The following is a 14938-nucleotide window of genomic DNA, read 5'->3' on the forward strand; positions in this document are numbered from 1 at the left end:
GTAATGATGAAAAGAGCATTTGGCAAAAAGGAACTGATGGCAGTGGTGCCGGTATCTATGAGCACCATTGACCGCATGGAGCGCAATGGCGAGTTCCCGCAGCGTTTCTGGATCACTGATAAGCGTTGTGCATGGAACGCTGAAGAGGTTGAGAACTGGCTTGATGAACGTCAGGCCACCAGCCCCGCAGAGTTCACCGGAAAAAAGCCGCCGGTTGATCAGCGCGTTTACCGCCCAGTAAGTAACGCCGCATGACAGCGCTGATCAGGCACTGGGAAAAATGGTCAGGATGGTACTTATTCCTGACCGCCGTTTCCGCCTGGCTGTATCTGCTGGCGGTAATTTTCAGAGAAGGCTGGATCCGATGAGCAAATTAACCCGTCTTGAAAAGTATCACCTGAACTATGTGTCTCAGCGTCAGGCGTCAAAAGTAGTCGCCGTAACCCCGGCAGCGATGGAGGTAGAAAAACGCGCAGTTGAGCGTGAATCGAAAGGCCAGTACCGCATTGCGGCCAGACTCTGGTTGCTGTGCATGGATGCAGCAGTCGGTGAAGTTGAACGCGCCAGAATAGCGATACGCCGCGATCAGTGCATATCGAAAGGTAACGGCCTGCGCCGAGGCGAATATGCAGGGATCGGATGTCGCGGGGTGGTGTATGACTAACCCGCACGACAATATCAGCGTCGGAAGTATCACGCTGGTTTATTCATCTCTTCGTTGCGGATGGATTGTGCCAGGCAGAAAGGTTATCAGAAACCCATTAAAGGCTCAGCGCATTGCTGAGCTGATGAACAGTAAGAAGGTGGCGGCATGAAAGAGCGCGGAATGATTTTTAACGCTGAAATGGTGAACGCGATTTTATCCGGCCGCAAGACGCAGACGCGCCGCATCATGAAAAACCAGCCTGCCGGCGACTGCGCAGAAACTCCAGCACTTGTTAGAAGTGTTGGGGATGGTTTTCAGTGGCACGGTCATTACGGTGAAAGCAGCATCTTCAATTGTCCGTTCGGGACAGTCGGCGATCGCATTTGGGTGCGGGAGACTTACGGTGATTGCGGCATTCGGCTTGTTTACCTGGCTGACACAGATGACGGTGCCAAATGTAAAGTTAATCGCTGGACACCATCAATCCACATGCCGCGCTGGGCAAGCAGAATTCTGCTGGAGATAACTGATGTTCGCGTGGAAAAGCTAGCCAGCGTCAGCGATGAAGAGGCAGGAAAGGAAGGGTATCCCGCTGACCCGTCTCCGTTCGGCGGCCGCATGGATAAATGGCTGTGGTTCCGCCAGTTGTGGGACAGCATTTATCCAGAGCAAAGCTTCAAACATAACCCTTGGGTCTGGGTAATCGAATTTAAGCGCATTGAAGGCGGTACAGCATGAACAAAGCATCACCAGCAGATTTAAGAAAGTGCCTCGAGGCTGCAAATATGCTCGCCTCTTTCGGCATCCGATTTGTTCCAATGCCAGCAGCCACAGACGCGGAATACGCAATGCTGTCCGCAATGTTTATGGATAAGCTGGAGTCTCTTGCTGTAGAAGCTGAGAAGTCGGAAGGCGGTGCAGCATGACCGGAAAATACACTCTTATCTACGCAGATCCGCCTTGGGTATACCGCGACAAAGCAGCCGACGGCGAGCGCGGCGCCGGGTTCAAATACCCAGTGATGAACGTGCTGGATATCTGCCGCCTGCCAGTGTGGGATCTTGCCGCCGACGATTGCCTTCTGGCTATGTGGTGGGTTCCGACTCAGCCGGTTGAGGCGTTGAAGGTGGTCGAATCGTGGGGATTCAAGCTGATGACCATGAAGGGATTCACCTGGCACAAGACGAACAAGCACAAAGGCAACAGCGCGATCGGTATGGGCCACATGACCAGGGCGAACAGTGAAGACTGTCTGTTTGCGGTGCGCGGCAAACTTCCTGCCCGCATGGATGCTTCAATATGCCAGCACGTCACGGCACCGCGCATGGAAAACTCGCGCAAGCCGGACATTATCCGCGAAAAACTGGTGCAGTTGCTGGGTGATGTACCTCGCATTGAGCTATTTGCCCGCCAGTCGTCGCATGGCTTCGATGTATGGGGTAATCAGTGCGACGGTCCGGCAGTGCAACTTCATCCAGGTTATGCGCTGGATGTTGCAGGAATGGCGCAGGCATTCTCAAATGCTCCGCTATCACCATCAGATAATCAGGGTAGGGAGCGTGCAGCATGACCATGTTCAATGAGGCGGAGTTAATCCGCCAACTGGAAGAGCAACGCGCTGTGATTGTGCAGAAAAGTGCTCAAGTTAACTGGTTGCAAACTGAAAACAATGTCTTGCACAAAAAATGCGAAGAACTGCAAATGACAGTTGATCTACAGCGAGAATTTATATAATCCAGAAATTAATCATCTTCATTCATCCATCGCTCAAACTTCGACGGGGAAAACGGCACCAGATCGGTGTGCTCCCCGTTAATCCAGGAATCAACCATATCCGCCCACTGCTGCAACATGTAGGCGCGCTGCCTGGCGTATTCCGCTTTGTTGTATACCGCACGCACTCCCTTTTGCTCATGCGCCAGCGCCTTTTCAATCCAGTCAGATGGATAACCAGCCTCATGCAACAACGTGCTGGCTGTGCGACGAAGGTCGTGCACAGATAATTCATCAAGATGCCCGCCAGCCTCGTTCACCGCTTCGACGGTGGTATTGATCAGCCTGTTCAGTGCGCCATTGGATAACGGCTTGCTGACTGAGTATCGCCCGGGCAAAAGGAATTCACTCCCACCAGCGCACATTTGCAGGCCAATCATCAGATCCTGCGCCTGCTTTGGCAGGTAGATAACGTGCGCACGGCTTCCCTTCATTCGTTCCGCCGGTATCGTCCATGTCCATTTTTTGAAATCGACTTCTGACCATGTGGCGTGGGTGAACTCGCTTTTGCGAACCATGGTGAGCAGCACCAGTTTAGTTGCCAGCTTCATCGTTGCCATAGCCGCGACATTATCCAGCGCCCGGAAGAATACACCTATCTCTTCAGGCTGTAGCGTGCGGTCGCGCGGCTTGAACATGGCTATCGATGAAGGCTTGATATCAGCAGCAGGGTTAAACAGACCATGGCCACGATCATTAGCGTGACGGTATACACTGCTGATTATCTCTCTGGCTTGCACTGCCGTAGCCCGGCCGCCACGTTCAACAATGCGATCGCACAGGTCACGCACCATTCCAGTGGTTATCTCAGCCATCATTTTGTTACCCAGCACCGGCATGATGTCGCGATCGATAACGGCCTGTTTCATCTCCCGGGTACTGTCAGCCAGAATGACGTGCTTCATATAGCTGTCGGTATGTACCGAGAATGTCTCAGCCCCGCGGATCTTTTTGATACCGTCACGTTTAGCCGCAGCTGGTGACTGGCCTGCCTTTAACAGTTTTTTTGCAGCAATGAGTTCTTCTCGTGCTTCCGCCAGGCTGATACCGTCACGCCCGTACTGACCGATGACCAGCGTTTCCCGGCGTCCGTTAATGCGGTAGTCGTACCGGAAAGAGACAGATCCGGAAGTAAGCACCGCAACATACAGCCCGTCACGATCCGAAACCTTATACAGTTTGTCCTGCGGCTTGAGGTTTTTCAGTTTGGTATCAGTAAGCACAATTCACCCGTAAAGCATCCATGGTTTGACGGTATGAAGAGTATACCTTTAAGGTAATACCGTCACCTGTACCGATGAAAAATGTGAGATAGAGTGAATAGATATGATGTGATATAAAGAAAAACCCTCTGTAAAAACAGAGGGTTGATTGCATAACTGAATAGAAATGATTAGCTGTGAGTTAGCTGTACATCATTCCCACTCAATGGTAGCCGGCGGCTTACCGCTGATATCATACACCACGCGGGAAATGCCGTTCACTTCGTTAATGATGCGGTTAGAGACACGGCCTAAGAAATCATACGGCAGGTGTGCCCAGTGCGCGGTCATAAAGTCGATGGTTTCTACTGCACGCAGGGAAACAACCCAGTCGTACTTACGGCCATCGCCCATGACGCCAACGGAACGTACCGGCAGGAACACGGTGAACGCCTGGCTGACTTTGTTGTACAGGTCAGCTTTGTGCAGTTCTTCAATGAAGATAGCATCCGCGCGACGCAGCAGGTCGCAGTACTCTTTCTTCACTTCGCCAAGCACACGTACACCCAGCCCCGGTCCCGGGAACGGGTGACGGTACAGCATGTCGTACGGCAGGCCCAGCTCCAGACCAATCTTACGCACTTCGTCTTTGAACAGCTCACGCAGCGGCTCAACCAGACCCATCTTCATCTCTTTCGGCAAACCGCCCACGTTGTGGTGAGATTTGATAACGTGCGCTTTACCGGTGGCAGATGCCGCGGATTCGATCACGTCCGGATAGATAGTTCCCTGTGCCAGCCACTTAACGTCTTCCAGCTTCAGCGCTTCTTCGTCGAACACTTCAACGAATACGCGGCCGATGATCTTACGTTTCGCTTCCGGGTCGTTCTCGCCTTTCAGCGCGTCGAGGAAACGCTGTTCGCCTTCAACGTGAACGATGTTCAGGCCGAAATGGTCACCAAACATATCCATTACCTGCTGGGCTTCGTTGAGGCGCAGCAGACCGTTGTCGACGAACACGCAGGTCAGGTTTTTACCGATCGCACGGTGCAGCAGCATCGCAGTCACAGAGGAGTCAACGCCACCGGACAGACCGAGGATAACTTTGTCATTGCCAACCTGCTCACGAATGCGGGCAACGGCGTCATCGATAATTTTTGCCGGCGTCCACAGCGCTTCACACTGGCAGATATCGCGCACAAAACGCTCCAGCATGCGCATGCCCTGACGGGTGTGGGTAACTTCCGGGTGGAACTGCACGCCATAGAAGCGTTTTTCTTCGTGCGCCATGATAGCAAACGGGCAGCTGTCGGTGCTGGCAACAGTCACGAAACCTTCCGGAATGGCAGTCACTTTGTCGCCGTGGCTCATCCACACATCCAGCAACGGTTTACCGTCTGCGGTCAGGGAGTCTTCAATACCGCGGACAAGCGCGCTGTCGGTCTGAACTTCAACCTGCGCATAGCCGAATTCACGTTCGTTAGAACCTTCAACATGACCACCGAGCTGCATTGCCATGGTCTGCATGCCGTAGCACACGCCGAACACCGGCACGCCCGCATTGAAAACGTATTCCGGCGCACGCGGGCTGTTTTCTTCAGTGGTACTTTCCGGGCCACCGGAAAGAATAATACCGCTTGGGTTGAATTCGCGAATTTGTGCTTCCGTAACATCCCATGCCCACAGTTCACAGTAGACGCCCAGTTCACGTACGCGACGTGCAACCAACTGAGTGTACTGCGAGCCGAAATCGAGGATGAGAATGCGATGTTTATGAATATTGTCTGTCATTGACGCTAATTCCGAGGCAAGTGAAACAAATTCGCCCGGCATATAGCCGGGCGCGGAAACTTATCAGGAGCCCATGCGGTAGTTAGGGGACTCTTTGGTGATGGTCACATCGTGAACGTGACTTTCCTGAATACCCGCACCGCTGATGCGTACAAACTCTGCTTTCGTTCGCAGCGCGTCGATAGTACCACAGCCGGTCAGCCCCATACAGGAGCGCAGGCCGCCCATCTGCTGGTGAATGATCTCTTTCAGGCGGCCTTTATAGGCTACGCGGCCTTCGATACCTTCCGGGACCAGTTTGTCAGCGGCGTTATCGCTCTGGAAGTAACGGTCAGAAGACCCTTTGGACATCGCGCCCAGAGAACCCATACCGCGGTAAGATTTGTAAGAACGGCCCTGGTACAGTTCGATTTCGCCCGGGGATTCTTCAGTACCCGCCAGCATGGAACCAACCATCACTGCGGCAGCACCAGCAGCAATCGCTTTAGCGATGTCGCCGGAGAAACGAATACCGCCATCGGCGATAACCGGAATACCGGTGCCTTCCAGCGCTTCAACGGCATCAGAAACGGCGGTGATCTGCGGAACACCGACGCCGGTCACGATACGGGTAGTACAAATGGAGCCAGGGCCAATACCCACTTTAACAGCGCTGCAGCCAGCTTCAGCCAACGCGCGAGCACCTGCGCCCGTAGCAACGTTACCGCCGATAATCTGCAGATCAGGATATTTAGCGCGAGTTTCACGAATACGCTGCAGTACGCCTTCAGAGTGGCCGTGAGAGGAGTCAATCAGCAGTACGTCAACGCCCGCGGCAACCAGCGCGTCAACACGCTCTTCGTTACCTGCGCCCGCGCCAACCGCAGCGCCCACGCGCAGACGACCATGCTCGTCTTTACAGGCGTTAGGTTTACGTTCAGCTTTCTGGAAATCTTTAACGGTGATCATACCGAGCAGATGGAAGCTGTCATCAACAACCAGCGCTTTCTCAACGCGTTTTTCGTGCATTTTGGCGAAAACGACATCGCGCGCTTCGCCTTCACGAACGGTCACCAGACGCTCTTTTGGCGTCATATATACGCTAACCGGCTGGTTCAGGTCAGTCACAAAACGCACGTCACGGCCGGTGATGATACCGACCAGTTCGTTATCTTCAGTCACCACCGGGTAGCCTGCAAAGCCGTTACGCTCGGTCAGTTCTTTCACTTCGCGCAGAGTAGTGGTTGGCAGTACGGTCTGTGGGTCAGTTACCACGCCAGATTCGTGTTTTTTCACGCGGCGAACTTCTTCAGCCTGGCGCTCGATGGACATGTTTTTGTGGATAAAACCGATGCCGCCTTCCTGGGCCAGGGCAATTGCCAGGCGCGCTTCCGTCACGGTGTCCATTGCTGCGGAGAGCATAGGAATGTTCAGGCGAATGGTTTTCGTCAACTGGGTGCTGAGGTCAGCAGTATTCGGCAGAACGGTAGAATGAGCGGGAACGAGGAGGACGTCGTCAAACGTCAGGGCTTCTTTTGCGATACGTAGCATGGGCAATATCTCACCTGGGAGGTTATTAAATATTGCCGCGGCATTATACAGAGCGTAACCGATTGCATCCACACTTTTTTGCAAAAAAACCTTGCGCTCCTCTGTGAGCATGTTACTTTCGACTGAATAACCTGCTGATTTAGAATTTGATCCCGCTCACATGTTATCCTCTCAGACCACCTCAATTTTTACCGTAAGCCGCCTGAATCAGACGGTTCGTTTGCTGCTTGAACAGGAAATGGGGCAAGTGTGGATCAGCGGTGAAATCTCCAATTTCACTCAGCCGTCCTCCGGTCACTGGTACTTCACGCTCAAAGATGACACCGCTCAGGTTCGCTGCGCGATGTTTCGCAACAGCAACCGCCGGGTAACGTTCCGCCCGCAGCACGGGCAACAGGTGCTGGTGCGCGCCAACATTACATTGTATGAGCCGCGTGGGGACTACCAGATAATTGTTGAGAGCATGCAGCCTGCGGGTGAAGGTCTGTTGCAACAGAAGTATGAGCAACTGAAGGCCAAACTACAGGCTGAAGGGCTGTTCGATCAGCAGTTCAAAAAAACGCTGCCCTCACCGGCCCACTGCGTCGGGGTGATAACCTCGAAAACCGGGGCAGCGCTACACGATATTCTCCACGTATTGAAACGCCGCGACCCTTCCCTGCCCGTTATTATCTATCCAACCGCTGTCCAGGGCGACGATGCGCCGGGGCAGATTGTGCGCGCAATTGAGCTGGCAAACGCCCGTGGCGAGTGTGACGTATTAATCGTCGGGCGCGGCGGCGGCTCGCTGGAAGATTTGTGGAGCTTTAACGACGAGCGCGTAGCACGGGCGATATTTGCCAGCCGCATTCCGGTGGTCAGCGCCGTCGGCCATGAAACCGATGTGACCATTGCCGATTTTGTCGGCGATCTGCGCGCGCCAACGCCGTCGGCGGCTGCAGAAATTGTCAGCCGCAATCAGCTCGAGCTGCTGCGTCAAATTCAGCATGGTCAACAACGTCTGGAAATGGCGATGGATTACTATCTCGCCAACCGAACTCGCCGATTTACCCAGCTTAATCACCGCTTGCAACAGCAGCATCCGCAACTGCGTCTGGCCCGTCAGCAGACCGTGCTGGAACGACTGCGTCAGAGAATGAACTTCGCACTTGAGAATAAGATTAAACAGGCCAATCAGCGTCAGCAGCGCATGCTGCAGCGGCTGAACCAGCAGAATCCACAGCCGCGCATTCATCGCGCGCAGTCACGGGTGCAGCAACTGGAATATCGACTGGCGGAAAATATCCGCGCGCGGCTAAGCGAGCAGCGCGAGCGTTTCGGCAACGCGGTCACCCATCTGGAAGCCGTCAGCCCGCTGGCAACGTTAGCGCGCGGCTATAGCGTCTCCACCGCACAGAATGGAGAGGTGCTGAAGAAAGTAAAACAGGTGAAAGCGGGCGATCTACTGACCACCCGACTGGAGGACGGCTGGATTACCAGCGAAGTTCACAACATTACCCCAACTAAAAAGCCACGCCGTTCGCAATAACGTTCTTACTTGCCTCGTTCTATGTGAGCATTTACGGCACAATACAGGCCCCATAGCCTATCCCGCCCGAATTCGACCCCGTCGGGGTTGTTGGGCAATTTGTGATGCCCCCTTCATTTAACGAAACCTCGCAATAGTTATACGTCGAAGGTGTACGGCTCACATAACGCAGTACAGACACAGGCCATCCGTTAGCTGTTGCTATCTGTTCGTCTCTCATTTTCTCCAGTAAACTTTTTTCCGGGAAATAGGCCACCCCACCACAGTTATTGCTCATATCATAGCCAGTACCAGTATCTCGAGAATAGACACCGGCCCATGATTCATAATTATCCGTCCTCTGGTCCGTTGCTCCAGGGGATTCCCTATACAGCAACGGCCGGTGTAGCGTTATGCTATCAACACTTAGAGTGTCCGGCATATGACCCCACATAGCGGCGCTGTTGCTGTCCGGGCTGGTTATTACGGTAAATATCACGTCAAGCGTTGAGGTGGTTGCTAGCAACACATCATTGGTCGCGGTAACCGTTAGCGCCGTTTTTAACCCCAGGCTCGCATCCTGGCGCACCGTAAAGGTTGCCGTACCGTCAGCCCCAGTTACACCGCTAAACACGACGCTGGTTGTCGTCATTGATGTCGTTGACAACGAAGGAGACAGCGCCTGCAATGTTAAATCGTCTGCGCCATTCACTGTGTATGCAGTACCGTTCCGACTTTCCGCATCAGATCGACTCAGGGTAAACGGCTCATTTGGCATTGGATTACCAGCGCGGTCTTTCACCGTCACCGTCAGCGGAATAGCTTCGCCTTTCTTCACTACAGCTGCTGCTTTCGCCACATCCATCACCGTCGAGGTCAGCGTGATTAAGCCAGGGATATTACGCGCGTCAACCAGACAAGCCTGCATCTCTTTCGTTGAGGAATTCGTCTGCTTGGATACCTGACCAGTATTCAGGTTCAGAGTGTGATAGGCATTTCCTGACTTTAAATCAGCCGGCCACCAGAGCTGATCGGATTTCACCGGCCAGCCATACTGCGCTTCCAGCGTACCATGAGGATAACGCTGATACAGCGCCTGTTGGTCGCTCATCATCGGCGTAAACGCAATACCGCATACGGATTTATCCGTCGAAAGCACCTGCCCAGGCGTCGGCGCGGCCCATTTTTCGTTATTGTACAGGAGATAACCTACCCCCGACGGTGCTTCTGCCTGCAAGTGGGGACGCTGATAAACAACGTTATCCGGTCCCGGCACCGTCTCCGGCATATGCCCCCAGTAATCTGCTGACGCCACATCAGGGCTGGTAATGACGGTAAAGGTGGTGTCTTTGCTGGCCTTCACCAGGCTGTCACTTGCCAGGCTGGCGGTAATAGTCGTTTTCAGCCCGGTGGTATTGTCCTGATTTAATGTTAACTGCAACATACCATCCTCACCGGTCGCTTCATACAAGCTACTGTTGCCAGTGAAGTTGGTCAGTACCGTCCCCAATGGCGAAGTGGGGGTGAGCGTCATGGTTGCCGCACTGGTGGATACCGATGTATTGCTGCGGGAGGATGAAAAGCCGCGCATCACCCTCACAACCGTATTCGCCTGCGGCCTGCCGGCTGCGTCCGTCACGGTTACGGTTACCGGTATCGCCTCGCCTTTTTTCGCCACAAAAGCCTGTTTTTCTTCATCCCACGCGCTGGAGTCAAGGGAGATGAACGACTCATACGTCGTGGTCAGACACAATTGTGCAACATTACTTACGGTCGATGCTGAGTTCGTGTTGATAACACCCGCCTTCAGACTCATATATTGATACGCCAGCGAGGTTTGACTTTTTATCGCCATATCACCCGCCCACCATGATTTCGACGTTATCATCGGGAGGCCTAAATCTGTCGCTAACGCGCCATTCGGATGACCTTGAGACAATGAGGTCAAATCAGCGGCTCGCGGCATCCGGTTCATTGCGCAGGCGCCACGTCCTTTCTCGATGTTTTTCACCGTATACCACTTTTCATTATTCTCTATAACGGCAGTCGTATCAGTGGCTGAATCCAGCTCATCCATAAGTCTGGGACGCATAAATTCCGCACCGTTGCTGGCGGTGAAAGTCTCCGGCATATGACCCCACATATTGGCTTTATTGCTGTCCGGGCTGGTGATTGTCGTAAACACCGCAGGCAGCGACGCAGTAACCGTTGTGCTGTTATATAGACCGGCGGTCAGCACGTTTTTGACGCCTGGCCCACTACTCTCAGCCAAATCGACAGCCAGCGTACCGTCTGCGCCCGTCACGCCGTAGTATGTTCCGTTGAAACTCCAGCTCTGCGACGCCTGCCCGCTCTGCGTCAGTTGCATCGTTGGCGTACTCCAGGTGGTATAAGTAGTGGTACGGGCTGTTCCTTTGTCACGTTTAAGGGTAAATGGGATATTCCCCACCGGGTTGCCAGCGGCATCGGTGGTGGTGATCAGCAGTGGAATGGTATCGCCCGTTTTTACCTTCACCGCCTGCGCAGTGGCATCCTGCGTCAGCGTTGACGTGAGCGTAATCAATACCGCCTGCGCCGTCTGCGTATCCGAACAAATCTGGTACTGTCTCCCGTTAGCGTCCGTCGCGGATAATGTCTGATGGCTGCCATCGTCCAGGTCAACTGCCGAATAACGTGAGAACGTTTCAGTCGAGAACGAGCTACTGTAGGTGCCGCTCCAGTAAGAACGGTCAATAGGCCAGCCCTGCACTGTTTTGATACTTCTGTCAGGATATTTACTGTACAGAGAATCCAGCGAACTGACCGTGGGATAGTAGCCTTTGGCGCAACTGTCCGGATTGCTCTTACCGCTATCAGGCCCATAGAACCCGGCCCACACCTCTTTATCTTCCGTATAGCTCGTCACATTGTTGGTGCTGCTTAACTCCCCGTACAGCTGCGGCCGGTGGTAGTTCGTACCGTCTGCCGCCGTCAGCGTGTCCGTCATATGCCCCCACAGCGTCGCCTTGTCCGAGTCGGGGCTGGTGACCACCGTAAAGATGGTGTCGAGGCTGGCACTCACGCTGGCATTGCCGTACAGCGCCGCCGTTATCGCCACTTTAGTGCCATGCGTATCCGGGCGGGTCACATTGATGATTTTGCTGCCGTCCACGCCCGTCAGGCCGCCGATTTTTGTCGCCGTGTCGTTAACAGATTCGCCGTCAATGACCACCGGCGACACAATACCATCACCGCTGCCAGCGGCATGTTTAACATTCTGTCGGGTAAAACCATCACCACGGCTCATGACAAAAGGCGCTTGCGGCACAGGGTTTCCATTGGCGTCTTTCACCGTGACCTTCAGTTGTAGCGTCTCGCCTTTCTTCACTCTTACCGCATGTACACTATTAACGTTGTTGTCATACCACTGCGACGCATCCACCGGTTCAATGGTGATGGACGCCGCCGCCGGGTTATCGCTGGTCAGGCAACTGACGTAATCCGAAACATCGCCCCCCGCCGTCACCTCACCACCCGACAACGATATCTGTTGCCAGCTGGACTGGCTGGCGTACGTGACGGACCAGTAGCCCAGCCCCACAGGCCATCCGGCAACCGTATGTATCTCGCCGTCATTGTTGGCATTGTACAAAGTGGTAAGCTGGTCGATACGTGGCAGACGATTAAGCGCACATCCCCCGGCTGCGGTATTTCCCAGCGCATCGGCATGTGTGAGGCGAGCCCAGGTTTCATTCGCTTCATCCTGGGTTCGGGTTGCCCCTGACTCTGCCGCCAGTTTCGGGCGTTCAAACGTGAGATTATCCACGGTTATGACGTCCGCCATATGCCCCCACATATGGGCTTTTGGCGTATCCGGGCTTGTCGGAACGGTAAACTTCACGCTACGCGAGATAGGCGAGTTCAGCAGTGAATCAATCGGTACTACGCTTAGCTGTGTGATTAACCCCACGCCGCGTGGCTGCTCAAGAATAATTTGCGCGTCACCGTTCGCATCCGTCATCCCCTCATACGTCATTGAAGATGTACCCGCGCCATAGGCAACGCTGTCAAATAGCAATTCCCCCTGACTTGGGTCAGTAAAGCCGGTGGTCATCCCGCTGCGATTTTTGCCGAGCCCCATGGTGACTGAAAACTTCACATTCGCTATCGTTGCTCCGTTCAACGCATTTTGTGAATGGACGTTCATTTTGATTTGATCGCCTGTTTTGGCTACGGGCAACCGCAACGAAGTATCATCATTGAAATAAACCTCCAGTTGGGACACCATCTCATTCGCCGAACAGGTCAAATAGTGGGCTGAGCCACCGACCCCCTTGCTACCATCGTCCAGATTAAAGTACGCCATCTGCGTGGCATCATCGGCCATATAAGCATCAGACGCCGTCGGCCAGCCGTGTTCTGTCAGGATTTTATTATCAGGATGTGCGCTGTAGAGCGTTTCAAGAGAACCCGTGTCGGGGACCTGACCTGCGCCGCACTGATTCGTGGCAGAGATCAGAGAATCGAAGGTGGCCCATTCTTCGCTATTTTCACTTTGCTGACCGGTTTTATGACTTGTTTCGAACGCCAATAGCGGACGCTTGTAGAGATTACCCTTCTCCACAATACCCCGTTGCATATGGCCATACATATTCGCCCCGTCAACGTCCGGGCTGGTTATCACCGTAAAAATCACATTAAAGGGGAACGTGATGCTTGCGCCTTCATCATCCGCCATCACAATGCGGATCGGCGTTTCTACCCCTACCCCACTGTCATGACTTAACGACAAATGTACCTGACCGTTCGCGTCCGTTACCCCGGTATAGTGTTCCGGGGACGATGCACGCATATCATCACTACGGACAACGACCCGCAGATTATCCCACTCATCTTTATGCTCCCCTTTACGGTTAGAGGCGGGGTCGACAAACAGTTCAAGATAGCGATAAGGCAACGGTTTATTGGTATTCCGGTCAACCACGCTGGCTATCACATCAATCGTCTCACCGACTTCCGCCTTGTATGGCGCATCGGGAGAAAGCGTGATTTGTGGATACGCTAAAGGCAGTGCTTTATCCACGCAGCTCACCAGTAAAGCAGTACTGTTGCTTTCTCGTATCACCGCCCCGCTCCCCATACTGGTGGCGTAGTGGTAAATATCGAGCTGATCTTTCGTGGACGACCAGTAGGTATCAATTGGCCAACCGGGATAGGCCGCCGCGGTGCTGTGGGCGGCACGCAGCGCCACCAGCTGTTCGGCATCCGGCAAAATGGCACAGTGGTTATCCGCGCTGTCCCAGGTAAACTGCGCCCAGCTTTCATTGCTGGCAGCAAAAGTAGCACTAGTGCCACTGGTTTCCGCCGCCAGTTTTGGACGCGTGAAGGTATAGATGACGCCATCGACGTTTGCCGTAGCGCTTTCTTCCATATGCCCCCACATCGCCGCTTTGTCGCTGTCCGGGCTGGTCTGGGTGGTGAAAATGACATCGACGCTGTCTTTTAGCGCCGTATTGTTTGCCGGCATCACCGTCAGGGTAGTTTTTACGCCGGGACCGTTTGCCTGGGTGACGGTCACTGTCGCTTTGCCGTCAGCGCCCGTAACACCGTGGTATTCCGTCGCCGTGGTGGTCAGTTCCGTATCACCAACGTGTACCGGTGCATTATTGTTGACGATGTTCTGGCGGTTAAGCGCATCGCTGCGGGTAATAATAAATGCGGTATTGCCCACCACGTTACCGGCGCAATCGCGGGTGGTAACGGTCAGCGTGATACTTTCCCCTGCTTTGACCTTGGCTGCTTTTAACGTGTCGTCCATCGGCACGGCGCTGAGTGACAGTGGCTCGCCCACGGCGGTAGCTACGTCAATCGCCACTTTTTGTTCGGTTAAAGCAACCGTATTGCTGTTCGGTGTTCCCGTCGACGTAATGAGGTAAAGCGCGGGTAGCGCACTGCTATCTTCCAGTTGTGGCCAGACCACGTAATGCCCGCCGGCCATATTCTGCGCACAGAACGTTTTATTGGCGACCGGCTGCGGGTTAAGCGGTTCATCCGGTGTGGCGGCATCTGCCCAGACTAAACTGATAGCGGGCGTCTGTTCGCTTTCCCAGCGCAGCGGCGGTATGGCGAACAGATCGCCCTCGGTATCGAGCGGATTAGCCAGCTGCAGTGCGCTGGCTGAATCGTCAACGCTGAAGTCGCGGGGCATCGCGCTGAAGGCCACAGCGTGCGCTTCACCGGGAGAGAGCACAACGCTGCCCTGATAAACCGGAACGAACGCGCTGTCCGCCGTCGGCGGGGTGCCGTTTATCGCATCCGTAGCTGTGCGCAACTCCTGCCATGCCCCACTTTTTAGTGCAGAAAGTACCGGCACTGCACCCATTAACAGAGCTAACGCCAGTAAAGAGCGATAAACTTTATTCACCTGCCAGATCCCCCATCCTTGAGCAGTCACTACCCATTTATTCTGTGTTCGCGTTTCAACACACTTTGCTTAACCCCGAGCTAAAC

General features: G+C 54.1%; 12 protein-coding genes. 8 read left to right on the plus strand and 4 right to left on the minus strand.

Going from position 1 to position 14938, the window contains the following annotated elements; genetic code table 11:
* Positions 1 to 6: 6 nt before the first annotated feature.
* The 7 genes from E6P06_RS20815 to E6P06_RS27695 all read left to right on the plus strand — a co-directional run bounded on the left by E6P06_RS20815 (position 7) and on the right by E6P06_RS27695 (position 2380).
* Complete coding sequence (locus tag E6P06_RS20815; protein WP_000816432.1) at positions 7 to 255, plus strand: AlpA family transcriptional regulator; 249 nt, start codon at positions 7 to 9, stop codon at positions 253 to 255.
* A 109-nt stretch (positions 256 to 364) separates the two neighbouring features.
* Entirely contained in the window at positions 365 to 664 is a 300-nt protein-coding gene (locus E6P06_RS20820; protein ID WP_000041117.1) for a PerC family transcriptional regulator, read from the plus strand.
* The gene (locus E6P06_RS20825) at positions 657 to 815 is read left to right on the plus strand and encodes a DUF1317 family protein (RefSeq protein WP_139935674.1); all 159 of its coding nucleotides are present in this window, start codon (positions 657 to 659) and stop codon (positions 813 to 815) included. The genes E6P06_RS20820 and E6P06_RS20825 overlap by 8 nt, the downstream gene beginning before the upstream one ends.
* On the plus strand, positions 812 to 1384 hold the full coding sequence (locus E6P06_RS20830; RefSeq protein WP_139935675.1) for a morphogenetic protein: 573 nt from the start codon (positions 812 to 814) through the stop codon (positions 1382 to 1384). The genes E6P06_RS20825 and E6P06_RS20830 overlap by 4 nt, the downstream gene beginning before the upstream one ends.
* Positions 1381 to 1572, plus strand: coding sequence for a DUF1382 family protein (locus E6P06_RS20835; RefSeq protein ID WP_139935676.1), 192 nt, complete (start codon positions 1381 to 1383; stop codon positions 1570 to 1572). The genes E6P06_RS20830 and E6P06_RS20835 overlap by 4 nt, the downstream gene beginning before the upstream one ends.
* A complete protein-coding gene (locus tag E6P06_RS20840) occupies positions 1569 to 2216 on the plus strand; it encodes an MT-A70 family methyltransferase (RefSeq protein ID WP_139935677.1) in 648 nt (215 codons plus the stop codon). The genes E6P06_RS20835 and E6P06_RS20840 overlap by 4 nt, the downstream gene beginning before the upstream one ends.
* Entirely contained in the window at positions 2213 to 2380 is a 168-nt protein-coding gene (locus tag E6P06_RS27695; RefSeq protein WP_168199052.1) for a hypothetical protein, read from the plus strand. The genes E6P06_RS20840 and E6P06_RS27695 overlap by 4 nt, the downstream gene beginning before the upstream one ends.
* Before the next feature lie 8 nt (positions 2381 to 2388).
* Here E6P06_RS27695 and E6P06_RS20845 read toward each other — a convergent pair whose 3' ends face one another.
* The 3 genes from E6P06_RS20845 to guaB form a co-directional block, all read right to left on the minus strand.
* Complete coding sequence (locus tag E6P06_RS20845) at positions 2389 to 3642, minus strand: site-specific integrase (RefSeq protein ID WP_139935678.1); 1254 nt, start codon at positions 3640 to 3642, stop codon at positions 2389 to 2391.
* Between the two features lie 192 nt (positions 3643 to 3834).
* Complete coding sequence (gene guaA / locus E6P06_RS20850) at positions 3835 to 5412, minus strand: glutamine-hydrolyzing GMP synthase (RefSeq protein WP_003037760.1); 1578 nt, start codon at positions 5410 to 5412, stop codon at positions 3835 to 3837.
* Positions 5413 to 5475: 63 nt separating this feature from the next.
* A complete protein-coding gene (guaB, locus tag E6P06_RS20855) occupies positions 5476 to 6942 on the minus strand; it encodes an IMP dehydrogenase (protein ID WP_003037756.1) in 1467 nt (488 codons plus the stop codon).
* Positions 6943 to 7102: 160 nt separating this feature from the next.
* On the opposite strand from guaB, the gene xseA reads away from it, so the two are divergent.
* Positions 7103 to 8470 carry an exodeoxyribonuclease VII large subunit gene (gene xseA, locus E6P06_RS20860; RefSeq protein WP_003838475.1) on the plus strand — a complete coding sequence of 456 codons (1368 nt, stop codon included), beginning with the start codon at positions 7103 to 7105 and terminating at the stop codon, positions 8468 to 8470.
* A gap of 31 nt (positions 8471 to 8501) precedes the next feature.
* On the opposite strand, the gene E6P06_RS20865 is transcribed toward xseA, so the two are convergent.
* Positions 8502 to 14852: an adhesion domain-containing protein gene (locus E6P06_RS20865; RefSeq protein WP_139935679.1), complete on the minus strand. Its 6351-nt coding sequence runs from the start codon at positions 14850 to 14852 to the stop codon at positions 8502 to 8504.
* Positions 14853 to 14938 lie beyond the last annotated feature (86 nt).

The sequence above is a fragment of the Citrobacter sp. CF971 genome (assembly GCF_006385635.1).
GTDB classification, from domain to species: domain Bacteria; phylum Pseudomonadota; class Gammaproteobacteria; order Enterobacterales; family Enterobacteriaceae; genus Citrobacter; species Citrobacter freundii.